Annotated in this window: 20 protein-coding genes; 15 read left to right on the top strand and 5 right to left on the bottom strand. The window is 41.3% G+C overall.

The window, feature by feature from the left end; all coding sequences use genetic code 11:
• The first annotated feature begins 59 nt into the window (after nt 1–59).
• From QM859_RS03380 to dtd, 15 genes are all read left to right on the top strand, one after another.
• Nucleotides 60–2,705, top strand: a complete 2,646-nt coding sequence (locus QM859_RS03380) for a DEAD/DEAH box helicase family protein (protein ID WP_414262123.1) — start codon at nt 60–62, stop codon at nt 2,703–2,705.
• 87 nt (nt 2,706–2,792) lie between these two features.
• A complete protein-coding gene (locus QM859_RS03375) occupies nt 2,793–4,049 on the top strand; it encodes a hypothetical protein (RefSeq protein ID WP_414262122.1) in 1,257 nt (418 codons plus the stop codon).
• Nucleotides 4,042–4,977, top strand: a complete 936-nt coding sequence (locus QM859_RS03370; protein ID WP_414262189.1) for a DUF4238 domain-containing protein — start codon at nt 4,042–4,044, stop codon at nt 4,975–4,977. The genes QM859_RS03375 and QM859_RS03370 overlap by 8 nt, the downstream gene beginning before the upstream one ends.
• 171 nt (nt 4,978–5,148) lie before the next feature.
• A complete protein-coding gene (locus QM859_RS03365) occupies nt 5,149–5,553 on the top strand; it encodes a YbgA family protein (protein WP_414262121.1) in 405 nt (134 codons plus the stop codon).
• On the top strand, nt 5,537–5,902 hold the full coding sequence (locus tag QM859_RS03360; protein WP_414262120.1) for a TIGR02328 family protein: 366 nt from the start codon (nt 5,537–5,539) through the stop codon (nt 5,900–5,902). Before QM859_RS03365 ends, QM859_RS03360 begins: the two co-directional genes overlap by 17 nt.
• Nucleotides 5,903–6,475: 573 nt before the next feature.
• Nucleotides 6,476–8,725: a 5-methyltetrahydropteroyltriglutamate--homocysteine S-methyltransferase gene (gene metE / locus QM859_RS03355; protein WP_414262119.1), complete on the top strand. Its 2,250-nt coding sequence runs from the start codon at nt 6,476–6,478 to the stop codon at nt 8,723–8,725.
• Nucleotides 8,726–8,787: 62 nt separating this feature from the next.
• On the top strand, nt 8,788–9,648 hold the full coding sequence (metF, locus tag QM859_RS03350) for a methylenetetrahydrofolate reductase [NAD(P)H] (RefSeq protein ID WP_414262118.1): 861 nt from the start codon (nt 8,788–8,790) through the stop codon (nt 9,646–9,648).
• A gap of 544 nt (nt 9,649–10,192) precedes the next feature.
• A complete protein-coding gene (pnp, locus tag QM859_RS03345) occupies nt 10,193–12,415 on the top strand; it encodes a polyribonucleotide nucleotidyltransferase (RefSeq protein WP_414262117.1) in 2,223 nt (740 codons plus the stop codon).
• A gap of 14 nt (nt 12,416–12,429) precedes the next feature.
• Entirely contained in the window at nt 12,430–13,047 is a 618-nt protein-coding gene (gene cysE, locus QM859_RS03340; protein ID WP_414262116.1) for a serine O-acetyltransferase, read from the top strand.
• A 32-nt stretch (nt 13,048–13,079) separates the two neighbouring features.
• Nucleotides 13,080–14,423: a cysteine--tRNA ligase gene (gene cysS, locus QM859_RS03335; protein WP_414262115.1), complete on the top strand. Its 1,344-nt coding sequence runs from the start codon at nt 13,080–13,082 to the stop codon at nt 14,421–14,423.
• The gene (locus QM859_RS03330) at nt 14,416–14,802 is read left to right on the top strand and encodes a Mini-ribonuclease 3 (RefSeq protein ID WP_004251273.1); all 387 of its coding nucleotides are present in this window, start codon (nt 14,416–14,418) and stop codon (nt 14,800–14,802) included. The genes cysS and QM859_RS03330 overlap by 8 nt, the downstream gene beginning before the upstream one ends.
• Before the next feature lie 2 nt (nt 14,803–14,804).
• Nucleotides 14,805–15,674, top strand: coding sequence for a helix-turn-helix domain-containing protein (locus QM859_RS03325; RefSeq protein ID WP_414262114.1), 870 nt, complete (start codon nt 14,805–14,807; stop codon nt 15,672–15,674).
• A gap of 112 nt (nt 15,675–15,786) precedes the next feature.
• Nucleotides 15,787–16,917, top strand: a complete 1,131-nt coding sequence (locus tag QM859_RS03320) for an ABC transporter ATP-binding protein (protein WP_004251267.1) — start codon at nt 15,787–15,789, stop codon at nt 16,915–16,917.
• A 146-nt stretch (nt 16,918–17,063) separates the two neighbouring features.
• Nucleotides 17,064–19,280: a RelA/SpoT family protein gene (locus QM859_RS03315; protein WP_004251252.1), complete on the top strand. Its 2,217-nt coding sequence runs from the start codon at nt 17,064–17,066 to the stop codon at nt 19,278–19,280.
• A 30-nt stretch (nt 19,281–19,310) separates the two neighbouring features.
• The gene (dtd, locus tag QM859_RS03310; protein ID WP_314943905.1) at nt 19,311–19,754 is read left to right on the top strand and encodes a D-aminoacyl-tRNA deacylase; all 444 of its coding nucleotides are present in this window, start codon (nt 19,311–19,313) and stop codon (nt 19,752–19,754) included.
• A 43-nt stretch (nt 19,755–19,797) separates the two neighbouring features.
• On the opposite strand, the gene QM859_RS03305 is transcribed toward dtd, so the two are convergent.
• The 5 genes from QM859_RS03305 to QM859_RS03285 all read right to left on the bottom strand — a co-directional run bounded on the left by QM859_RS03305 (nt 19,798) and on the right by QM859_RS03285 (nt 23,662).
• Nucleotides 19,798–20,448 carry a metal-dependent transcriptional regulator gene (locus tag QM859_RS03305; RefSeq protein ID WP_414262113.1) on the bottom strand — a complete coding sequence of 217 codons (651 nt, stop codon included), beginning with the start codon at nt 20,446–20,448 and terminating at the stop codon, nt 19,798–19,800.
• An 81-nt stretch (nt 20,449–20,529) separates the two neighbouring features.
• Nucleotides 20,530–21,024 (bottom strand): thiol peroxidase, encoded by a 495-nt coding sequence (gene tpx / locus QM859_RS03300; protein ID WP_000206542.1) that lies wholly within the window; start codon nt 21,022–21,024, stop codon nt 20,530–20,532.
• Between the two features lie 109 nt (nt 21,025–21,133).
• Nucleotides 21,134–22,063 (bottom strand): metal ABC transporter substrate-binding lipoprotein, encoded by a 930-nt coding sequence (locus QM859_RS03295; RefSeq protein ID WP_414262112.1) that lies wholly within the window; start codon nt 22,061–22,063, stop codon nt 21,134–21,136.
• Nucleotides 22,064–22,094: 31 nt separating this feature from the next.
• The gene (locus tag QM859_RS03290; protein ID WP_006148893.1) at nt 22,095–22,943 is read right to left on the bottom strand and encodes a metal ABC transporter permease; all 849 of its coding nucleotides are present in this window, start codon (nt 22,941–22,943) and stop codon (nt 22,095–22,097) included.
• A complete protein-coding gene (locus QM859_RS03285; RefSeq protein WP_075228047.1) occupies nt 22,940–23,662 on the bottom strand; it encodes a metal ABC transporter ATP-binding protein in 723 nt (240 codons plus the stop codon). Before QM859_RS03285 ends, QM859_RS03290 begins: the two co-directional genes overlap by 4 nt.
• Nucleotides 23,663–23,730 lie beyond the last annotated feature (68 nt).

Below are 23,730 nucleotides of genomic sequence, written 5' to 3'. Positions count from 1 at the left end.
TTTGCCTCAAGTATGGTAAAATGGGAATAAGAAAATGACAGCTTAGAATGAGGAAAATCATGTTAGGATTGAAGTTTAATGGCACTTGGCGCAATTACCAAAAACAGGTATTGGACAATTTCCAAGAATACCAAGCAGATGGTCATGTCCACTTGGTTGCAGCGCCAGGTTCAGGGAAAACAACCATAGGAATCGAGTTGATTGCCCGCTTTGATAAGCCTGCTCTCGTTTTGGTACCGACGGTTATCATCCGGGAACAATGGGTGGATAGGATTCGCCAGGCCTTTTTAGAGGATGAGAACCAGGTCACAAGTCTCGTGTCTCAAAATCTCAAGGACATGAAGCAAATCACCATTGCCACCTATCAAGCTTTTCACAGTGCTATGCAACAGGTGCAATCTCAAGAAGATAACGGCGAGGTTGAGGATTTTGTAGGCTTTGACCTGCTTGCCAGACTCAAAGAAAGGGGTGTTGAAACCCTCTGTCTGGACGAATGCCATCACTTGAGAAATGAATGGTGGAAAAGCTTAGAAGACTTCCGTAAAAACTACCAGCAACTGCAAGTCATCTCTCTCACTGCGACACCTCCTTATGACAGTGAACCAGAACTCTGGGATCGCTATCTCCAGATGTGTGGCGAGATTGACCAAGAAATCACAGTGCCAGAATTGGTCAAGGAAGATACACTTTGCCCTCACCAGGACTTTGTCTATATCTGTTTTCCGACTAAGGAAGAGGACAAGCGCTTGGAAGAGTTTGAAGACACCAAGTGGCAGTATGTCAGCCAACTAGTCGTTGATCCTGACTTCCAAGAGTTGATTCGGAGCTCCAAGGTTCTCAAAGGGGAAATTTCTGCGGATATACTCCTAGAAGATCCTAAGTATCTCTCAGCGCTCCTCATTTATCTACAAGCTCAAAAGCTGGAAATTCCCAAGTATCTACGAGATTTACTAGGAGCTGAAGGCTTGCCTGCCCTTAATTACTACTGGCTAGAAGTTCTCTTGCAAGGCCTTCTCTATCAGACTCCTGACTGGTATGAGGATCCGCAGGAGACAAAGAAAAAGATAGAAGCAGAACTGAAATCGAGAGGACTGATTGAAAAACGTCAGGTTTTCTTGGTCAAATCCAAGGCCAATGACCAAATTCTCAACCAATCTCTAGGAAAACTAGCTGGGATTGCATCTATTTTTGAGACCGAATATGCTAGTCTAGGTCAGGATTTGAGACAGTTAGTCTTGGCGGACTATATCCGTAAGGATTTTGCCACTTATCTGGGAGATGACCAAGCACCAATCACGCAATTAGGTGTCCTCCCTTACTTTGAAACTATTCGCAGAAGTGCACAAAAACAAGGGCTTTCTGTCCCCATAGCAGTCCTTTCAGGTAGTGTCGTGATCATACCGGCTAGTGTCAAGGCTGAACTTCAAGCACTCATTCCAAACACTAGCTTAAGCTTCTCTGCCATTGGAAAACTCGATCAAGGTGCTTATCTCCAAGTAGGCTTTCCATCCAGCTGTAAGGGGATGGTCGCAGCAGTGACTGAGCTCTTCCAACGTGGTTCTATCCAGGTCTTGGTCGGAACCAAGTCTCTCTTGGGAGAAGGATGGGATGCGCCTTGCGTCAACTCTCTCATCCTCGGAAGTTTTGTCGGAAGCTTTATGCTTAGTAATCAGATGCGGGGTCGTGCCATCCGTATCTGGCCAGGACATCCAGATAAGACCAGCAACATCTGGCACCTAGTAGCCATCAAACCTTACAAAAATCCAGCCTTTTCTAAGGAAGATCAAGAAAAACTAGATCTCAATCCATATCAGGATCTGCAAACCCTTGCCCGTCGTATGGATCATTTCCTTGGCTTGTCCTATAAGGAAGATACCATTGAAACAGGTTTGGACCGCTTAAACTTTCCTGAGTTCCCATTTAAGAAAAAGAAACTCGAAGACTATAACGAGAAGATCATGGAACTATCCAAGGATCGTGCCTCCCTTCGTAAAAAATGGCAGGAATCTCTCATTGTTGCTGACAAGATTGAGATTGTCAATGAAGTGGCGACTGACAACAAACGAATCCCTCTGCTCGCTCTAGCGGATGCTGAAAAGTGGCTTCGCTACGCTCTGATGGTATTTGCTATTAGTCTCCTAGCTTATGTTGTTCGACTAACCTTCTTTGCCTTGCCATGGTTGACAGCTCTTTGTGTCCTCTTCCTAGCTATCACTGCCTTTCGCTTTTACAGCTACAAGAGTCCTTATAAACGCTTGCGCCAGATTGGGGAGGCTATTCGCAAAGCCATGGTGACTGCCGGGCATTTGTCTGATGATCAGTCGCGCGTGCAGGTCGATGAGAACAAGGACAGCTTTAACGTCTTTGCCTATCTAAAAGGTGGCAGTATGCGAGACAAGGAACTTTTTTCCAAGGTTTTAGGAGAATTCTTTGCGCCAGTGGACAATCAACGCTACCTTCTAGTCGCTAATAAAGCACCAGCAGGTCAGTCCAAGTATTTCGTAGTCCCAAGCCTCTTTGAAAAACGCAAGGAAGATGCCCAGCTCTTCCAAAATGCCGTCGCACCACACATAGGCAACTACCAGCTGGTCTACACCCGCAACGAAGCAGGCAGAAAAATCCTGCTCGAAGCCAGACTCAAATCCCTAGCCAACAAAAACGACCGCATCATCACTAAGAAAAAGGTCAAAAGTGCTTTGAAATAGAAAAAGTACTTTTGGCTCCAACATAGTATAATCTTTGTAAGAGGATTGAGAGCGAAATGTGTTTGTTGTAATTTAGAAAGGAAAAGAATGGAAATACAGTTGATTAATTATAATGGGCGTAATGACAATGATTATGTTGTAAAGGAGTGTAATTCATTTGGACAGGCTCATTCATTAGATTCCTATGATTTAAATATTATTGATTTGACCAGTTCGTCAATTTGGTTAAATCATTCTTCTATTACGGATTTTGAAACGCTAGTCTGCGATAATGACTTTCAAACACTATTAACCAGTGTTTATAACTCATCTAAGACAAAATTCTTATATATTTTACCTCCAAATAATAGATTTAAAACAAAATATACGACATCCATTAATGGTAGAGGAAAAGATTTTTCGTCTTGGAAGCAACTCAAAGATATTATTACTTATTTGGTTAAAAATTTAGAAAAAGTTATACCAATAGATATTGATTTGTATTATGAAAAAACTCATACAAATTTGTTAAATACAAAACTATCAGCTGATTTCTATTTTGCCCCAAAAATGGTGAAAAATTATTATGACGGTTATAATTTACCAGAGAACATGATTTATTCTGATAGAAGTGAAAAGTTAGTATTTGTATCATGTGGTAGATATTCATTAACTACACTACAGGCTACAAACAATAACGAGTTATCAGTCTTAATACAAAACATTTTGATGGACAAAACTGAAGAGGAGGAACCTGATTGGTTTCAAGAACTACAATTTTTTGATGATAGTGAGCAGTCAGAAATTATACAAATTGAAAATAAAAAGATTGAAGAGTCTAAAGATAAAATAAAAATTTCAAAAGAAATAATTCGTGAAAATAAACGTTTTGAATCAATTTTATTTAAATCAGGATCAGAATTAGAAGCAATTTTGAGTGAAATGTTAGAAATAATGTGTGATGTCCAAAGTGAATTTGAAGATAGAAAAAATGAAGATTATTCTTTCGAGAAAGATGGGATTCATTACATTTTTGAATTTAAAGGTCTAACAAAAGATGTAAAAAAATCAAATGTTTCACAATTAGTGACTCACGGACATATTTATGAAGAAACAAAAGAAGTTGTTCCAGACGTAATTAAAAAGATAATCATAGTAAATCGATTTAAGGATATAAAACCTGAGGAACGGCTTCCTGTTAGCAATAATGTTATTGAAGTAGCCAGGAATGCGGCTAATAATGTGTTGATAATAGATAGTCTTATTTTCTTAAAAATGTTTGAACAGTTTAAAACAGGAAAATTAAGTTCAGAAGATATACTATCTCATTTCCGAGAAGTCGGCTTGTGTGAATTAGATAGATAGGAGGAATACGATTAAATCAAATATTAAACAGCACGTTGTTCCTAAAAGTTATTTAAAACGATTCGGTAAGAAAAATCTGAATAATAAAGGCTATAATATAGCAGTTAAACAATTAAAATCTAATAAAATTTTTATAGATTCAGTTGATAATGTGGCGTTTAGGAAAAACTTTTATGACGTTAGTGATAAAAAAGATTCTAAACATTGGGAGAAATTTTTCTCCAGCGAGATTGAACCTTTATATGGACCAGAGATGACTAACATAATTGCTTCATTAACGTTATCTCAAAAAAAGAATGATGTTTTAACAGTTTCTCAGATTCACTCGCTATCTAAAATGATCTCCTTTCAAATATTACGGGTACCAGGATTTTTAGAACGTAGATTTGAACATGGGGAAATTATTTTTGATGAAAAGATCAACGAAACATCAGAACAGTTTGAATTACATCCTGAAATAATAAAAGGCATATTAGAAGATTTTGTAAATAATAAAAATGACTTTATAAGAGATATGACTATTCCATTAATTGCAGAGATAGATAGACTGGAAAAACTTTCTAAGGTATTAGTTGATAAAATTTGGTTAATTTATTTTAATAATTCTAGTGTTCCTTTTATTACAAGTGACTCTCCAGTTGTGATGTATAATTTTATTAGAAATTCAGTTTCTTACGCTGACAACGGTGTAGGAAGAGATGATACATTTATCTACTATCCATTGTCCAATAAAATTCTTATTAAAATAGTACCAATGAACTTTTGGGGAGGCATCATGAAAAATTTGAATAACACGTTAGGATTTCTTTCAAACTCAGATATTTCATTTATAAATTTAGTTAATGAATTTCAAGTAATGCATGCTGAGAAACAGATATTTGTTCATCCAGATTTAATGGATTCCTTAAAGACTATTACTAATACATAACCAAAACAACTTGATATTTTCATTTTTATATCAAGATATAAGGCACCTGTCTCTCATAGTTCGTTTTTTACAAAAAATTGATAAAACAGAAAGAAAATTCATTCCTTTAAAAAATTTAGATACAACTTTGTTTCCGTATTTCCTGGGAACTAGTAGAAAGTTAGGAGAAATATGGAAACTAACAATCAACGTGCCCTTTGTCAGCAACTCTGGGCGGAAAACAAATACCTTGTTTTGAGCTATTCCAGCAATATTTACAAGGACATTCGCCAGTATCTCAAGCAAGAAGTGGTGGAGGTGAGTCAGGTTCAAGAGATGATTGACCGTGCCTGCCAGATTCCAGAGCACAGGGGTCAGGTTTGCAATGCCTTTCAGCATATTTGGGGCTATTTCAAGAAGAAAGCAACGGAGACTGAACGCAAGGATTATATGTTCTTACTGGAGCGTTATCACTCTGGTCATGCCACCAAAGAAGACTTGATTGTTAGGACTAGAGATTTACTTGAACGATACCCAAATGCTTATCTGCAACATTCTACCTTGCTGAAAGGAGACTCCCATGAGACTTTGGCATGAGGCTTTGATTTCACAACTTCCCCGTCCTCAGCTCTTGGGGCAACATCGAGAGTGCTGCGCCCTGCGTGGCAATGGCTGGGGCAGAAAGCATGCGACGGTGGACTATGTTTTTACCCACTCGCCCTATCGTCTCTATGCCTATCATCGCTTGATCATGGAGGAGATGTCTGCCCGTGGCTATAAGGTCAGTCCAGAGTGGCTGGACAAGAACTACCGTGGCAAGACCTGCTCTCCTTATCAAGACTTAGCTGAGGAAAAGCTGAAAAGTCCTATCTATAGTGAACATGACCATGCCTACTATGAGGAATGTCTGGCAAATCTCCGTGAGAAAGGGATAGAGCTGGAGTAATAGTTAGGATATTCTCGAATTTATAATTCTTTTTGTAATTTTTTCGAATAATAAAAATGAGACCTTTAGAATTTTCTAAGGTCTTCTTTTTATAAGTATTTGAATTTACTTTTGATAACTTTTGTGTTCTATTTATACGCCAAGTGCGAACGCAGTGAGCTTTTTGAGGATATTTCCCGTTATAGTGGTATTCTAGATTATAATTTTTTATTATCTAGAATGGGATTTTTGAGACACTCTGGCTCAAAAATTAGGGATGAAATTACGAAGTAATTTGCTCCCGTCCGCACTTTTCAAGGGGAATATCAAAATGAAGAAAAAGACCTATAGTCTTTTCTAATAACAAGCCATAGTCAGCTGTCAGTTCACTATTTTTTTGCGCAGAACATAGCAACCTTGAAAGGCTACTAATCTATATCTATCAAAGGATTTGGGGAATCTTCTCTAAATCTTTTTTTGTTTTTTAAATCGAGATATAGTTTCAAACTATATCAAAGCCTAATTTTTTACAATTATACAGACAGATTCTTTTCTGTTAAGATAGTTTCAACAACAATTTTTGGAGGACAAAACATGTCAACTACAATTATCGGTTTCCCTCGTTTGGGTGAATTCCGCGAATTAAAATTTACAACTGAAAAATACTTTAGAAAAGAAATCTCAGAAGAAGAACTCTTGGCTGCGGCTAAAGAATTGCGTGCAAAACACTGGAACATTGTCAAAGAAAAAGGCATCACTGAAATCCCATCAAATGACTTTTCTCACTATGACAACTTCCTAGATGCTGCTTTCCTTTTCAACGTAGTTCCTGCATCAGTACAAAACTTAGAATTATCTGATCTTGAACGTTACTTTGCTTTGGGACGTGGTTACCAAGGAGAAAAAGGGGATGTTCGTGCCCTTCCGATGAAGAAATGGTTCAACACTAACTACCACTACATCGTTCCTAAATTTGAAAAAGACACTCAAGTAAAATTGGCTGGTCACAAGATTTTCGATGAGTTCCAAGAAGCTAAAGAACTTGGTCTTAACACTCGTCCTGTCCTTGTAGGTCCATTCACTTTCCTTCAATTATCAGACTATGAAGAAGGCGTGAAAGCAGAAGACTTCGTAGATAGCTTAGTAGATGCTTACCAAGATGTTTTTGCGAAATTGGCTGAACTTGGTGCAACTCGTATCCAATTGGACGAAGCTGCCCTTGTCAAAGACTTGACAGAAGAAGAAAAAGCTCTCTTCTTGAACCTCTACAACAAGCTTTTGGCTGATAAGAAAGGTCTTGAAGTCTTGCTTCAAACTTACTTTGGTGACGTTCGTGACGTTTACGCTGACCTTGTGAAATTGCCAGTAGATGCGATCGGTCTTGACTTCGTTGAAGGTAAGAAAACACTTGAACTTGTTAAAGGTGGCTTCCCAGCTGACAAGACTCTCTATGCAGGTGTTGTCAATGGTAAGAACATCTGGCGCAACAACTACGAAAAGAGCTTGGCTGTTCTTGAGCAAATCCCAGCTGAAAACATCGTTTTGACAAGTTCATGTTCACTTCTTCATGTGCCATTTACAACTGCTAATGAAGAATTTGAACCAGCTATCTTGAACCACTTTGCATTTGCAGTTGAAAAATTGGATGAAATCCGTGACTTGGATGCTATCCGCAACGGTCAAGGTGCAGAAGCACTTGCAGCTAACAAAGAACTCTTTGCGACTGAACGTGTTGGTGAAAATGCGGAACTTCGTGCTCGTATCGCTGGATTGACAGATGCAGACTACACTCGTTTGCCAGCCTTTGCTGAACGTGAAGCTATCCAAGAAGATGCCTTCAAACTTCCAGCTCTTCCAACAACAACCATCGGTTCATTCCCTCAAACCAAGGAAGTTCGTGCTAAACGTTTGGCCTTCCGTAAGGGTGAATTGTCTCAAGAAGAATACGATGCCTTCCTTGCTGAAACCATCGACGAATGGATCAAATGGCAAGAAGAAGTTGGATTTGACGTGCTTGTACACGGTGAATTCGAGCGTAATGACATGGTTGAGTACTTCGGTCAAAACTTGTCAGGTTACCTCTTCTCTAAGAATGGTTGGGTACAGTCATATGGTATGCGTGGGGTTAAACCACCAATCATCTGGGGTGATGTGACTCGTCTCAACCCAATCACTGTCAAATGGTCTAGCTACGCACAAAGCCGTACTGACAAACCTGTTAAAGGTATGTTGACTGGACCTGTTACGATCCTTAACTGGTCATTCCCACGTGAAGACATCTCTATCAAGGATTCTACTCTTCAAATCGCTCTTGCAATCAAGGATGAAGTTCTTGACCTTGAAGCTGCAGGCGTGAAAATCATCCAAATCGACGAGGCTGCTCTTCGTGAGAAATTGCCACTCCGTCGTAGCGACTGGTACGAAGACTACCTTGACTGGGCTATTCCAGCCTTCCGCTTGGTACACTCAACAGTAGCACCAGATACACAAATCCACACTCACATGTGTTACTCAGAATTTACAGATATCATCCCAGCTATCGACAACATGGATGCGGACGTTATCTCATTTGAAGCTAGCCGTTCAAATCTTGAAATCTTGGACGAACTCAAAGCTCAAAACTTCCAGACAGAAGTGGGTCCTGGAGTTTACGATATCCACTCTCCTCGTGTGCCTAACGAAGGCGAAATCGACCACACCATCGAAGCCATCCTTGCTAAAGTACCAAGCAAGAAAGTATGGATCAACCCTGACTGTGGTTTGAAAACACGTGGTATCCCAGAAACGAAAGAAAGCTTGATCCGCCTTGTAGACGCTGCGAAAGCTGCGCGTGAAAAATTGTAAGAAAAGACAATTCTCTCTACACGGTTGATCAGTAAGAAATCAACTAGAAAAGGTTCATACATATGTCACGTCAAACACCGTCCCTCTCATTTGAAGTTTTCCCTCCAAACCCAGAAGTAGGCAATGACAAAATTATCGCAGCCCTGAAAGACATGCAGGGCTTGGCACCACACTTCATCAGTGTGACTGCTAGTAATAATAAATTTAATATCAAAGAGACGACGGTTCGTTTGGCAGACTATATCCAAAATGACTTGGAGATCCCAACCATTGCTCACTTGCCAGCTATCTATTTGACTAAGGATAAGGTGGCTGAGACCATTGCGGATTTGGATAAAGTTGGTGTTCAGAAAATCTTGGCTCTTCGTGGGGATATCATTCCAGGTGTTGAGCCACAGAAGGATTTCCGTTACGCCACAGACTTGATTGAGTTTATCAAGGAACAGGCACCGCACTTTGATATTGTTGGAGCTTGTTACCCAGAAGGGCACCCGGATTCGCCAAACCAAATCTCAGATATTCAAAATCTCAAGAAAAAAGTAGATGCAGGCTGTTCAAGTCTTGTCACTCAGCTATTCTTTGACAATGAGCGTTTCTACGATTTCCAAGACAAGTGTACCTTGGCAGGGATTGATGTTCCTATTCATGCAGGGATCATGCCAATCCTTAACCGTAACCAAGCGCTTCGTCTCTTGAAGACTTGTGAGAATATCCATCTCCCACGTAAATTTAAGGCTATCTTGGACAAGTATGAGAATGACCCTGAGTCACTCAGAGCAGCAGGACTTGCCTATGCAGTAGACCAAATCGTGGACTTGGTAACGCAAGACGTAGCAGGCGTGCATCTCTACACCATGAACAATGCAGACACTGCTCAGTACATTCACCAAGCAACCCATGCCTTGTTCAATCACCAACCTTAAAATAATCAAAAGCAAACCATTCTTCTTTTCATAGAGGAATGGTTCCTTTTTGATAGAAAAGACCGTACTTTTTAAGAAAAATATGATAAAATAGACTCTGTACGTACTTGATACAAAGATGAGGGTATTTAGGTTGTAGAAGTTTGTTTAAAGTGGATTATTTTTTAAATAAAATATGATAATAGGTGTCTCAAAAAATACGAACGGAGTGAGTATTTAAAAGATATTTCACGCTATAGTGGTATCCTAGAGAATAACTCTGTTATTTTCTAGGACGGAATTTTTGAGACTTCAGGCTTAAAAATTAGGGATGAAATTCCGAAGGAAGTTGCTCCCGTCCGCACTGTGTCAGTGAAATATCAAAAAAATTCTTAATTGAATTTTGGCCTCATTTCTTAGGAAAAAAGATAAGCTTCCTTGCACTCATCGAGTGCGACGTCACCTTCCTATTTTTCTACAGAAATGTTCGGCAAGCCGAACCGTCCAAAATATCTTGATCTTTGTAGGCAAGGCGTATAATTTTATCAATCCAAAGGGGATTAAAATGACAAAACATGTGTTTCAAACGACTTTTGCGGGTCGTGAGTTGATCGTAGAGACTGGTCAGGTTGCTAAGCAAGCAAATGGCTCTGTTGTGGTACGTTACGGTGAGTCAACTGTCTTGACTGCTGCTGTTATGTCTAAGAAGATGGCAACTGGGGATTTCTTCCCACTTCAAGTCAACTACGAAGAAAAAATGTATGCGGCTGGGAAGTTTCCTGGTGGCTTTATGAAACGGGAAGGACGTCCTTCAACAGATGCGACTTTGACAGCGCGTTTGATCGACCGTCCAATCCGTCCAATGTTTGCGGAAGGTTTCCGTAATGAAGTGCAAGTCATCAATACTGTTCTTTCTTACGATGAAAATGCATCTGCACCAATGGCAGCTATGTTTGGTTCATCATTGGCTTTGTCTATCTCAGATATTCCGTTTGACGGACCGATCGCTGGGGTACAAGTAGGTTATGTGGATGGGGAAATCATCATCAACCCAACGCAAGAACAAGCAGAGCAATCGCTTCTTGAATTGACAGTAGCTGGTACGAAGCACGCTATCAACATGGTAGAGTCTGGTGCCAAAGAATTGTCAGAAGAAATCATGTTGGAAGCTCTTCTCAAAGGACACGAAGCTGTCAAAGAATTGATTGCTTTCCAAGAAGAGATCGTTGCAGCAGTCGGTAAAGAAAAAGCAGAAGTGGAATTGCTTCATGTAGATGTTGACTTGCAAGCTGAAATCATCGTCGCCTATAACAGTGACCTTCAAAAAGCGGTTCAAGTAGAAGAAAAATTAGCTCGTGAAGCTGCAACTCAAGCAGTTAAGGATCAAGTCACAGCTGTTTACGAAGAAAAATATGCAGACCATGAAGAATTTGACCGTATCATGCGTGATGTAGCTGAAATCTTGGAACAAATGGAACACGCAGAAGTGCGTCGTTTGATCACAGAAGACAAGGTACGTCCTGACGGTCGTAAGGTCGATGAAATCCGTCCTTTGGATGCGGTTGTTGACTTCGTTCCCCGTGTGCACGGTTCAGGTCTCTTTACTCGTGGACAAACTCAGGCTCTTTCTATCTTGACTTTGGCGCCAATGGGTGAAACGCAAATCATCGATGGTTTGGATCCAGAGTACAAGAAACGCTTTATGCACCACTATAACTTCCCTCAATACTCTGTAGGGGAAACTGGACGTTACGGTGCACCTGGTCGTCGTGAAATTGGTCACGGTGCTCTTGGGGAGCGTGCTCTTGCTCAAGTATTGCCAAGCTTGGAAGAATTCCCATACGCTATCCGACTAGTAGCAGAAGTCTTGGAATCAAACGGTTCTTCATCTCAAGCCTCTATCTGTGCCGGAACTCTTGCCCTTATGGCTGGTGGTGTGCCAATCAAGGCGCCAGTAGCTGGTATTGCAATGGGTCTCATTTCTGATGGAAATAACTATACAGTATTGACAGATATCCAAGGTTTGGAAGACCACTTTGGAGATATGGACTTCAAGGTTGCAGGTACTCGTGACGGGATTACAGCCCTTCAGATGGATATCAAGATCCAAGGGATTACTGCAGAAATCTTGACTGAGGCTCTTGCTCAAGCCAAGAAAGCTCGTTTTGAAATCCTTGATGTGATTGAAGAAACAATCCCAGAAGTTCGTCCAGAATTGGCTCCAACTGCTCCGAAAATTGATACTATTAAGATTGATGTGGACAAGATTAAGATTGTCATCGGTAAGGGTGGAGAAACCATCGACAAGATCATCGCTGAAACAGGCGTTAAGATTGACATCGACGAAGAAGGAAACGTATCTATCTACTCGAGCGACCAAGATGCTATTAACCGTGCTAAAGAAATCATTGCTGGTTTGGTTCGTGAAGCGAAAGTGGATGAAGTCTACCATGCCAAAGTTGTGCGTATCGAAAAATTCGGTGCCTTTGTCAACCTCTTTGACAAGACGGATGCCCTTGTCCATATCTCTGAAATGGCTTGGACACGTACCAATAATGTAGAAGATTTAGTTCAAATTGGTGATTTTGTAGATGTGAAGGTTATTAAGATCGATGAAAAAGGTCGTGTAGATGCTTCTATGAAGGCACTCTTGCCACGTCCACCAAAACCTGAACATTCAGAAGAAAAAGGTGAAAAGCGTCATCGTCATGGCGATCGTCCTCGTCACTATCATAAGGACCACAACCCTAAGAAAGAAACTACAGAAACACCAAAAGACTCAGAATAAGAAAGGAAAAATGTATGGGATGGTGGCGTGAAACCATTGATATCGTAAAAGAAAATGATCCAGCGGCTCGCACTACCTTGGAAGTCTTGCTGACCTATCCTGGTGTGAAGGCCTTGGCTGCTCACCGTCTCTCTCATTTTCTCTGGCAACATGGCTTTAAGCTGTTAGCTCGGATGCACAGCCAGTTTTGGCGTTTTTGGACGCAGATTGAGATCCATCCAGGAGCTCAGATCGATTCAGGTGTCTTTATCGACCATGGAGCAGGACTTGTAATTGGGGAGACGGCGATTGTTGAGAAGGGTGTCCTTCTCTACCATGGTGTCACTCTCGGTGGTACAGGTAAGGATGTTGGCAAACGCCATCCAACCGTGCGTAAAGGAGCGCTCATTTCTGCTCATGCCCAAGTCATCGGACCTGTGGAAATCGGTGAAAATGCCAAAGTCGGTGCTGCTGCGGTCGTTGTGGCAGATGTTCCTAGCGATGTAACAGTCGTCGGTATTCCTGCTAAGATTGTTCGAGTTCACGGGCAAAAGGATGAACCAACCATTCACGAAGTCGAAGAAAAACGTGAATACTACGTCAATAAACTTGAGCATGCTAGAGAAGCCAGTCACAGGTCGTCGGGGTTGTAAGCTTATTGTAAGACACAGAAAGGAGTCAGTGAGTGATTAAAATCTATGACACCATGTCTCGTGATTTGCGAGATTTTGTCCCAATCGAGGACGGCAAGGTTAAGATGTATGTCTGTGGGCCAACTGTATACAATTATATCCACGTGGGGAATGCCCGTTCGACAGTAGCCTTCGATACCATTCGTCGCTACTTTGAGTATCGTGGCTATGAGGTTGCCTATATTTCTAACTTTACGGATGTGGATGATAAGATTATCAACCGTGCCAAGGAAGAAGGCATCACGCCTCAAGAAGTAGCGGATAAGTACATCGCTGCCTTCCGTGAAGACGTGACGGCTCTTGGTGTTAAGCCTGCGACTCGCAATCCGCGTGTAGTGGAGTTTATGGCTGATATCATCCGCTTTGTCTCTGACCTGATTGAAAAAGGCTATGCCTATGAAAGTCAAGGGGATGTCTATTTCCGTGTGGAAAAATCCCACAACTATGCTAAGTTAGCCAATAAAACCCTAGAAGACTTGGAGTTAGGAGCTTCAGGTCGCACAGATGAAGAAACGACTCGTAAGGAAAATCCTGTGGACTTTGCCCTTTGGAAAGCAGCCAAACCAGGTGAGATTTCTTGGGACAGTCCTTGGGGACCTGGTCGTCCGGGCTGGCATATCGAATGTTCGGTTATGTCAACGGAGATTTTGGGTGACACTATCGATATTCACGGTGGTGGAGCTGACCTTGAGTTTCCACACCACACCAACGAAATAGCCCAGTCAGAAGCCAAGACAGGTAAGACCTTTGCTAACTACTGGATGCACAATGGTTTTGTCAACATTGACAATGTCAAGATGTCCAAGTCTTTGGGTAACTTTATTACGGTACACGATGCCCTCGAAACGATCGACGGTCAAGTATTGCGTTTCTTCTTTGCGACTCAGCATTACCGCAAACCTATCAACTTTACGGAAAAGGCTGTGCGTGATGCCGAGACCAATCTCAAGTATCTGAAGAACACTTATGAGCAACCATTTACTGGAACTGTAGATGCGGGGGAGTTGCAAGCCTTTAAAGATAAGTTTGTAGCTGCAATGGATGAGGATTTCAATACGGCTAATGGAATCACAGTTGTCTTTGAAATGGCCAAGTGGATCAACTCAGGCAACTATGATGCAGCGGTTAAGGAAGCTCTTACGGCTATGTTAGAGGTCTTTGGTATTGTTTTTGTCGAGGAAGTTTTGGATGAAGAGATTGAAGCCTTGTTTCAAAAACGCCAAGAAGCGCGTGCCAATCGTGATTTTGCGACAGCTGACCAAATCCGTGACCAACTGGCTGCTCAAGGGATTAAATTGCTTGATACCAAGGATGGAGTGAGGTGGACACGTGATTGATGTCAATCTCATTAACGGGATTGCGCTAGCCTTTGAAGGAGATGCGGTGTATTCTATGTATATTCGCCGTCACCTCATCCTTAAAGGCATGACCAAGCCCAATAAACTCCACCAAGAGGCAACCAAGTATGTATCGGCCAAGGCTCAGGCACGCTTGATTTCCCTTATGTTAGAAGAAGAAGTCCTAACGGAAAAAGAAGAAGAAATTTATAAACGGGGTCGCAATACCAATAGTCATACCAAGGCAAAGAACGCAGATGTTGTTACCTACCGTATGTCTACAGGTTTTGAAGCGGTCATGGGTTATCTTCATATGACCGAAAATGTGGAGCGCCTTGAAACCTTGATTTCTTGGTGTATCCAAAAAGTGGAGGGCTAGGAATGATTGCAATAGAATTACTAGATTGGTTTCCACAAGCTCAAATCGTAGACCAGCCAATTGATAAGGAAGGTTTTCTTACACTGCCAGTTTCCTCGCAACAGTGGATTTTACTGGAGGAAGTTGGACTCAGTGAACGTGAGAAACAGTTGGTAGCTCTCTTAACCCAGCAGGAGCAAACGATCTCGCTCAATCCTTGGTATAGTTATTTGATTGAGGGCAAGGGACAAGCACCGCAAAGTTTTAAAAAGCTACAAGTTGTCTATTGTCACCTTTCCTATTACCAACAGGAAAACCTGACTTCCTGGTTGGATATGATGAGAACCCTCTTTCCTAACTGCGAGACAGTGCTTCAGGTGGGGGCTCAGGATTACTTATTTGTTCTCCAACAGGACAAATACACTTCTGTTCGCTCTATCTTGATGGATACTTTGGAAGCCGTAGAATACGACTTTGGGGTTCGCTTATCCATCATGCTGGGGCAGGTCTGGTCGCAAACAGGAAATCAGAGTTTGACAGATCTCATCAAAGCAGAACGTGACTTGTATAAAAACTGGTGGCGTCAAGGTCATCAAGGATTCCATACGTTTTCTCAGCTCTACCTTTGGAGTATGGGTGAACAAATGGTGGATCTTGGTTTGATAAAAGATTATCTACACCAGATGATTTTGGATCAGGATCAAATTCAGGAAATCATTCTCTCCTTATGGGAAAATAGTGCAGTCCTAACTAAAACAGCCCAACAACTCTATCTACACCGCAATTCTCTCCAATACAAGATTGATAAATGGGAAGAGTTGACAGGGCTTCAGTTAAAAGAACTGACAGATTTGACCTTGTGCTATCAATTGATATTACCAGATATTATTTAAAGTTTTGTGCAAGTTGCACAGAACTTTTTTATTTTTTTGGTCACCTTGCCATAGAAATGTAAAGCGTTTTCATATATAATAAAACTATCAAAAATTAAAGGAGTTCACCGAAATGGTAGAATTAAATCTTAAAAACATTTACAAAAAATATCCAAACAGCGAACACTACTCAGTTGAAGACTTCAACTTGGACATCAAAGACAAAGAATTTATCGTTTTCGTAGGACCTTCGGGATGTGGTAAATCAACTACTCTCCGTATGATTGCAGGTCTTGAAGACATCACAGAAGGTACTGCATCTATCGATGGTGTTGTTGTCAATGACGTAGCTCCAAAAGACCGTGACATCGCCATGGTATTCCAAAACTACGCTCTTTACCCACACATGACTGTATACGATAACATGGCTTTCGGTTTGAAATTGCGTAAATATAGCAAAGAAGACATCGACAAACGTGTACAAGAAGCAGCTGAAATTCTTGGATTGAAAGAATTCTTGGATCGTAAACCAGCTGACCTTTCAGGTGGTCAACGTCAACGTGTTGCCATGGGTCGTGCTATCGTCCGTGATGCAAAAGTATTCTTGATGGACGAACCTTTGTCAAACTTGGATGCGAAACTTCGTGTATCTATGCGTGCTGAAATTGCTAAAATCCACCGTCGTATCGGAGCTACAACTATCTACGTAACTCACGACCAAACAGAAGCGATGACACTTGCAGACCGTATCGTTATCATGTCAGCTACTAAAAACCCTGCTGGTACTGGTACTATCGGACGTGTTGAACAAATCGGTACTCCTCAAGAAGTTTACAAAAACCCAGTTAACAAATTCGTAGCAGGATTCATCGGAAGCCCAGCTATGAACTTCATCAACGTAAAATTGATCGGTGACCACATCGTTGGTGACGCCTTTAACTTGAAAGTTCCAGAAGGTGCTTTGAAAGTTCTTCGCGATAAAGGTTACGAAGGTAAAGAATTGATCTTCGGTATCCGTCCAGAAGACGTGAACGCAGAACCTGCTTTCCTTGAAACATTCCCAGAATCAGTTGTGAAAGCAACTATCTCTGTATCAGAATTGCTTGGTTCAGAATCTCACCTATACTGCCAAGTTGGTAAAGATGAATTCGTTGCTAAGGTTGACGCACGTGACTACTTGCAAGCTGGTGCAACTGTGGAACTTGGATTTGACTTGAACAAAGCTCACTTCTTCGATGTAGAAACTGAAAAGACAGTTTACTAAGATAGATTTGAATTAAAACAACACTACTAGAGTTTTTCTAGTAGTGTTTTTTTTATAAAGTTTAGAAACTCGGATAGAAGGAGACTTTACTAGTTTTCTTATTGACTAAAAAGTGTTAAAATGGTAGGAAGAACTGGAGAGTATGCATGCCAAAAGAAGTAATTTATTCTGGCGATGAAGTCGTCGCTTTAACGCAAAAATATTTATCGAAAGAGGATGTGGCTTTTGTCCATAAGGCCTTGGTTTATGCTGTAGAGTGCCACAGTGGCCAATATCGTAAATCAGGCGAGCCTTACATTATCCACCCTATCCAGGTAGCAGGTATCTTGGCTAAGCTCAAGTTGGACGCTGTCACTGTTGCCTGTGGTTTTTTGCATGACGTGGTAGAAGACACAGATGCTACTTTGGATGACTTAGAGCGCGAGTTTGGCCATGATGTTCGAGTGATTGTAGACGGTGTTACCAAGCTTGGTAAGGTCGAATACAAGTCTATAGAAGAGCAGTTAGCTGAGAATCACCGCAAGATGCTTATGGCCATGTCAGAGGATATTCGCGTTATCTTGGTAAAACTCTCTGACCGCCTGCACAATATGCGTACCCTTACGCATCTTCGTAAGGACAAGCAAGAACGTATTTCCCGAGAAACCATGGAAATCTACGCACCACTTGCTCACCGTCTGGGGATTTCAAGTGTTAAGTGGGAACTAGAGGATCTTTCCTTCCGTTACCTCAATCCGACAGAGTTTTACAAGATAACTCATATGATGAAGGAGAAACGTCAAGAACGTGAAGCCTTGGTCGATGAAGTTGTGACAAAACTTGAGGAGTATTCATCTGAGCGCAATCTTACAGGAAAAATCTATGGCCGTCCTAAGCATATCTACTCTATTTACCGTAAGATGCAGGACAAGAAAAAACGCTTTGAGGAGATCTATGACCTGATTGCCATTCGCTGTATCCTAGATACTCAGAGTGATGTCTATGCCATGTTGGGTTACGTTCATGAGCTATGGAAACCAATGCCAGGCCGTTTCAAGGATTATATTGCCAATCGTAAGGCCAATGGTTACCAGTCTATCCATACGACTGTTTATGGACCAAAAGGACCGATCGAGTTCCAGATCCGTACCAAGGAAATGCACGAGGTTGCTGAGTACGGGGTTGCGGCTCACTGGGCCTACAAAAAAGGAATGAAAGGTCAAGTTAATAGCAAGGAATCTGCCATTGGGATGAACTGGATCAAGGAGATGATGGAACTCCAAGACCAGGCGGATGATGCCAAGGAATTTGTAGATACGGTCAAAGAAAACTATCTGGCTGAAGAGATTTATGTCTTTACTCCAGATGGGGCGGTTCGTTCTCTTCCAAAGGATTCTGGACCGATTGACTTTGCCTATGAGATTCATACCAAGATTGGGGAAAAAGCGACTGGTGCCAAGGTCAATGGTCGTATGGTTCCTTTGACAACCAAGCTGAAAACAGGGGACCAGGTTGAAATCATCACCAATCCAAACTCATTTGGACCAAGCCGTGACTGGCTCAATATGGTTAAGACCAGCAAGGCCCGTAACAAAATTCGTCAGTTCTTTAAAAACCAAGATAAAGAATTGTCCATCAATAAAGGCCGTGAAATGCTGATTAGTCAGCTCCAAGAAAACGGCTATGTGGCCAATAAATTTATGGACAAGCGCCACATGGATGAAGTCCTTCAAAAAACCAGCTACAAGACAGAAGAAGCTCTCTTTGCAGCCATTGGTTTTGGAGAAATCGGAGCCATCACTGTCTTTAACCGTTTGACGGAAAAAGAACGTCGTGAAGAAGAGCGTGCCAAGGCTAAGGCAGAAGCAGAAGAACTGGTCAAGGGTGGCGAAGTCAAAGTAGAGAACAAGGACACGCTTAAGGTGAAGCATGAGGGTGGAGTTGTCATCCAAGGTGCTTCTGGTCTCTTAGTCCGGATTGCCAAATGTTGTAACCCTGTTCCAGGTGATGATATCGTTGGTTATATTACCAAGGGTCGCGGAGTTGCCATCCACCGTGTGGACTGTATGAACCTTCGTTCACAGGAAAACTATGAGCAACGTCTGCTAGATGTTGAATGGGAAGACCAATTCTCAACCAAGGAATATATGGCTCATATCGATATCTATGGACTCAACCGTTCTGGTCTTTTGAATGATATCTTGCAAGTCCTATCAAACACAACTAAGAATATCTCTTCGGTTAATGCCCAACCGACCAAGGATATGAAATTTGCCAATATCCATGTATCCTTTGGAATTTCTAACCTTTCAATGTTGACAACGGTGGTTGATAAGATTAAGAGTGTACCAGAAGTGTACTCAGTCAAACGGACCAATGGTTAAGTATGATCGATACAGTCAGAAAGGATTTCTATGAAAATCATCGTTCAGCGAGTCAAGCAAGCTCAGGTTTCTATTGAGGGGCAGATTCATGGTCAAATCAAACAAGGACTCTTGCTCCTAGTGGGTGTTGGACCTGAGGATCAGCAAGAGGATTTGGAGTATGCAGTCAGAAAACTAGTCAATATGCGGATCTTTTCAGATGACGAAGGCAAGATGAACCTATCTGTTAAGGATATCCAAGGAGAAATCCTCTCTATCTCTCAATTCACTCTGTTTGCCGATACCAAAAAAGGCAATCGTCCAGCCTTTACAGGCGCCGCTAAACCAGATATGGCTGAGGCCTTCTATCAAGATTTTAACCAGGAACTAGCCAAAGAGGTTCCTGTTGAAACAGGTGTCTTCGGAGCAGATATGCAGGTAGAACTGGTCAATGATGGCCCAGTAACCATCATCCTTGACACCAAAAATAGATAAGAAAAACCAAGCCCGCTAGCTTGGTTTTTTGCTGATAAAGACTTTAGTTCATTTTTTCAACATAGAGTTGTTTAGCGATTTCGAGGCTGACTTGAAGTTCTTCATTGTTGTGAAACAGGGTAAAGGTATTAGAGAAGCCATCGAACTGCTTGACCTGGAGTTGGTCTCCAATATGGATGGCATGTTTATCCAAATATTGGAGGATTTCAAAGCTGTCATGAACTCTTGTCAGAAGGTAGTTTCCTACTTCTTTGATATCAGAAAGTGGCAGGTTATTAACCTCAACTAGAAGCTCACCCTTAGCAGGAATGGTTCCTCCATGGGGACAGGTCTTTGGAAATCCTAACATAGTTTCCAGTCGCTCCACAAAAAGGTCTGACACTGTATGCTCTAATACCTCAGCCTCATCGTGAATCTGATTGCTGGTATAGTCTAGTTGGTGAACTAGAAAGACCTCAATCAGACGATGTTTACGATAAAGTTCTGATACAAGTGTTAGACCAATATTGGTTAGCAAGTATCCTTTTTTCTTATCTTTTAAGATGAGATTTTCAGACTGCATGCGCTTAATCATTTCAGTTACAGCTGGAGGAGATACCTGCATTCGAGCAGCAATTTCCTTATTTGTAATCTTAGGAACATCCATGCCAATCTCATAAATACATTTTAAGTAGTCTTCTTTATTTGGTGTCATTCGCATTTCCTTGTTTATTATCTCCATCTAGTATACCAAAAAAAGCTAGATTTCTCTAGCTTCTTGCTACAAGAGCTTGACTTAGTTGAGTTCTTTTGCAGCTGCAATAGCGGCTTCAAAGTCTGGTTCGCTATTGATATTGTCTACGTATTCAACATAGCGGATGGTGTTGTCGGTATCGAGAACAAAAACGGCTCGAGCAAGCAGATGCCATTCATTGATTAAGAGGGCATAATCGCGTCCAAAGGAGTGGTCGAAGTAGTCTGAGAGCATGATGGCATTTTCAATTCCTTCAGCACCACACCAGCGTTTTTGAGCAAATGGAAGGTCCATTGATACTGTTAGGACTACAGTATTGTCCAAGCTAGCCAATTCTTGGTTAAAGCGACGAGTCTGAAGCGAGCAGATGCCTGTATCGATAGAAGGGATGACACTCAAAATCTTTTTCTTGCCTTCAAAGTCAGCCAGTGTCTTTTTAGAGAGGTCAGTCGTTGTGAGAGAGAAATCAAGTGCTTTGTCTCCTACTTGTAGTTGTTTTCCTGTAAACGTAACAGGGTTTCCGAGGAATGTAGTCATAAGCTACTCCAATCTTTTTTCTTTCATTTTACCTTTAATGGTCAGAATTTACCAATAATTTGACCGTAAAAAAACGCCAATTCATGGTGACTGACGTTTTTTAAAATGATTATTTAGACAAACCTTCAGAAATCTTGTCAAGGTTGTATTTCATCATGTTGTAGTAGCTGTCACCTTCTTTACCTTCTTCAGCGATTGAGTCCGTAAAGATTTGAGCATAGATTGGGATGTTTGTGTCTTGTGAAACAGTCTTCATTGGACGATCATCGACACTGGATTCAACAAATAGTGATGGAACTTTCATTTGGCGAAGTTTTTCAACCAAAGTCTTGATTTGGTCAGGTGTTCCTTCTTCTTCAGTATTGATTTCCCAGATGTAAGCACTTGGGACACCGTAAGCTTTAGAGAAGTATTTGAAGCATCCTTCGCTGGTTACGATGAGTTTCTTGTCCGCATCAATAGCGTTAAATTTCTCTTTGGCTTCCTTGTCAAGCTTGTCTAGTTTTTCAGTGTATTCTTTGAGATTTTTTTCGTAAAATTCTTTGTTGCTAGGGTCTTTAGCGCTCAATTGTTTTGCGATGTTTTTAGCAAAGATGATCCCATTTTCAAGGTTGAGCCAAGCGTGTGGGTCTTCTTTGCCTTTTTCGTTTTGACCTTCAAGGTAGATAACATCAACGCCTTCGCTGACTGCAAAGTAGTCTTTGTTTTCAGTTTTCTTGGCATTTTCTACCAATTTTGTAAACCAAGCATTTCCACCTGTTTCAAGGTTGATACCGTTATAGAAAATCAAATCAGCTTGAGAAGTTTTCTTGACGTCTTCAGGTAGTGGTTCGTATTCGTGTGGGTCTTGACCAACAGGAACGATACTGTGAAGATCAATCTTGTCACCAGCAATATTTTTAGTAATATCAGCGATGATTGAGTTTGTGGCAACAACTTTTAGTTTTTGACCAGAAGCTGCATCTTTTTTTCCACTAGCACATGCTACAAGAGCAATGACGGAAAGAAAGAGAACGAGTAATGTACCTAATTTTTTCATTAGATCCTCCAATTTATTGGGGCTTTGCCCCTTATTTTAACAAATGTTTATTTTTCAGTTTCAAATATCGTTGTTTTGGAGCGATAAAGAAGCTAATGAGAAAGAAACTAGCAGCTGTAAGCACGATACTAGAACCTGCCGCAACGTTAAAGCTATAGCCGATAAAGAGTCCCAAAACTGAAGCTGTAGCTCCAAAGGTTGAGGAAAGGAAAATCATACTTTTCAGGCTATTAGCATACAGATAAGCAGTTGCAGCTGGGGTAATCAGCATGGCTACAATCAGGATAGTTCCGACACTTTGCATGGCTGTCACAGACACGAGAGTTAGGAGTACCATGAGTAAGTAGTGATAGAAATTGACAGGCATTCCCATGGCTTTAGCCAAGAGTTCATCAAAGGACGTTATCAAGAGTTGCTTGAAGAAAATCCAGATTAACAAGAGAATGGCTGCCCCTACACCCATAGTAATAAACATATCTGTATCTTGAACAGCAAGAATATTACCAAAAAGGATATGGAAAAGGTCAGTTGAACTTTTAGCGACACTAATCAAGATGATACCGAGGGCTAAGAAAGAAGAAAAGGTAATGCCGATGGCGGTATCGCTTTTGACAATCGAGTTTCCCTTGATGTAGGTAATGATGATAGCAGCTAGCAGTCCAAAGACAATGGCTCCGATAAAGAAGTCAATGCCCAAGATGAAGGAGAGGGCTACACCTGGTAAGACAGCATGTGAAATGGCATCTCCCATGAGTGACATCCCACGTAGAATGATGAAACATCCTACAGCTCCAGCTACGACCCCGATAACAATAGCTGTTATCAAGGCATTTTGTAAGAAATGGAATTTTTGCAATCCATCTATAAATTCTGCAATCATAGGTCACCTCCATTGAAAAAGAGTCGATTACCGTAAGCTTCTTTGAGATTGGCTTGGGTAAAGGTTTCTTTGGTCGGACCAAAAGCAATCACTTCTCGATTGACAAGCAAGACTTGATCGAAGTAGTTGGGAACCTTGCTGAGGTCGTGGTGGACGATGAGAACCGTCTTCCCAGCTTTTTTCAGATCTCTCAGCGTATTCATGATAATCTCTTCACTGACTGAGTCAATCCCCACAAAGGGTTCATCTAAGAGGATATAGTCGGCTTCCTGCACCAAACATCTGGCAATCAAGACCCGCTGGAACTGACCTCCAGAGAGTTGACTGATTTGACGTTCAGCGTAGTCAGCTAGGTCGACGATTTCAAGGGCCTCTTGCACTTTCTTCCAATGTTTAGCATTTAAACTTCGAAAGAGAGGAATAGAGGGAAATAGTCCTAACGAGACGCATTCCTTGACCTTGATGGGAAAGTTGTAGTCGATATTGATTTTTTGTTCGACATAGGCGATTCGATGTAAGGATTTTTTAACTTCCTTGTCATCGAGAAATGCCTGACCTTGATGTGGGATAATTCCCAGCATACCTTTTAATAATGTTGATTTCCCAGCGCCGTTTGGACCAATAATTCCAGTAATCGTTGGTCCTTGGAGCACTAGTGAAATATCCTTTAGTGCCAACGTTTCTTTGTAGGAGACACTGAGGTTTTCGATACGTATCATACAGTTATATTCCTCCTATCTTTTAATATACATTAAAATAAAAATTAAGTCAAGTTAATTTTTGTAAA

Origin of the sequence: Streptococcus infantis (assembly GCF_047463175.1) — a bacterium.
Classification (GTDB): domain Bacteria; phylum Bacillota; class Bacilli; order Lactobacillales; family Streptococcaceae; genus Streptococcus; species Streptococcus infantis_AC.
The sequence above is the reverse complement of the archived record's forward strand: the minus strand, read 5'-3'. Positions and strand labels throughout refer to the sequence as shown.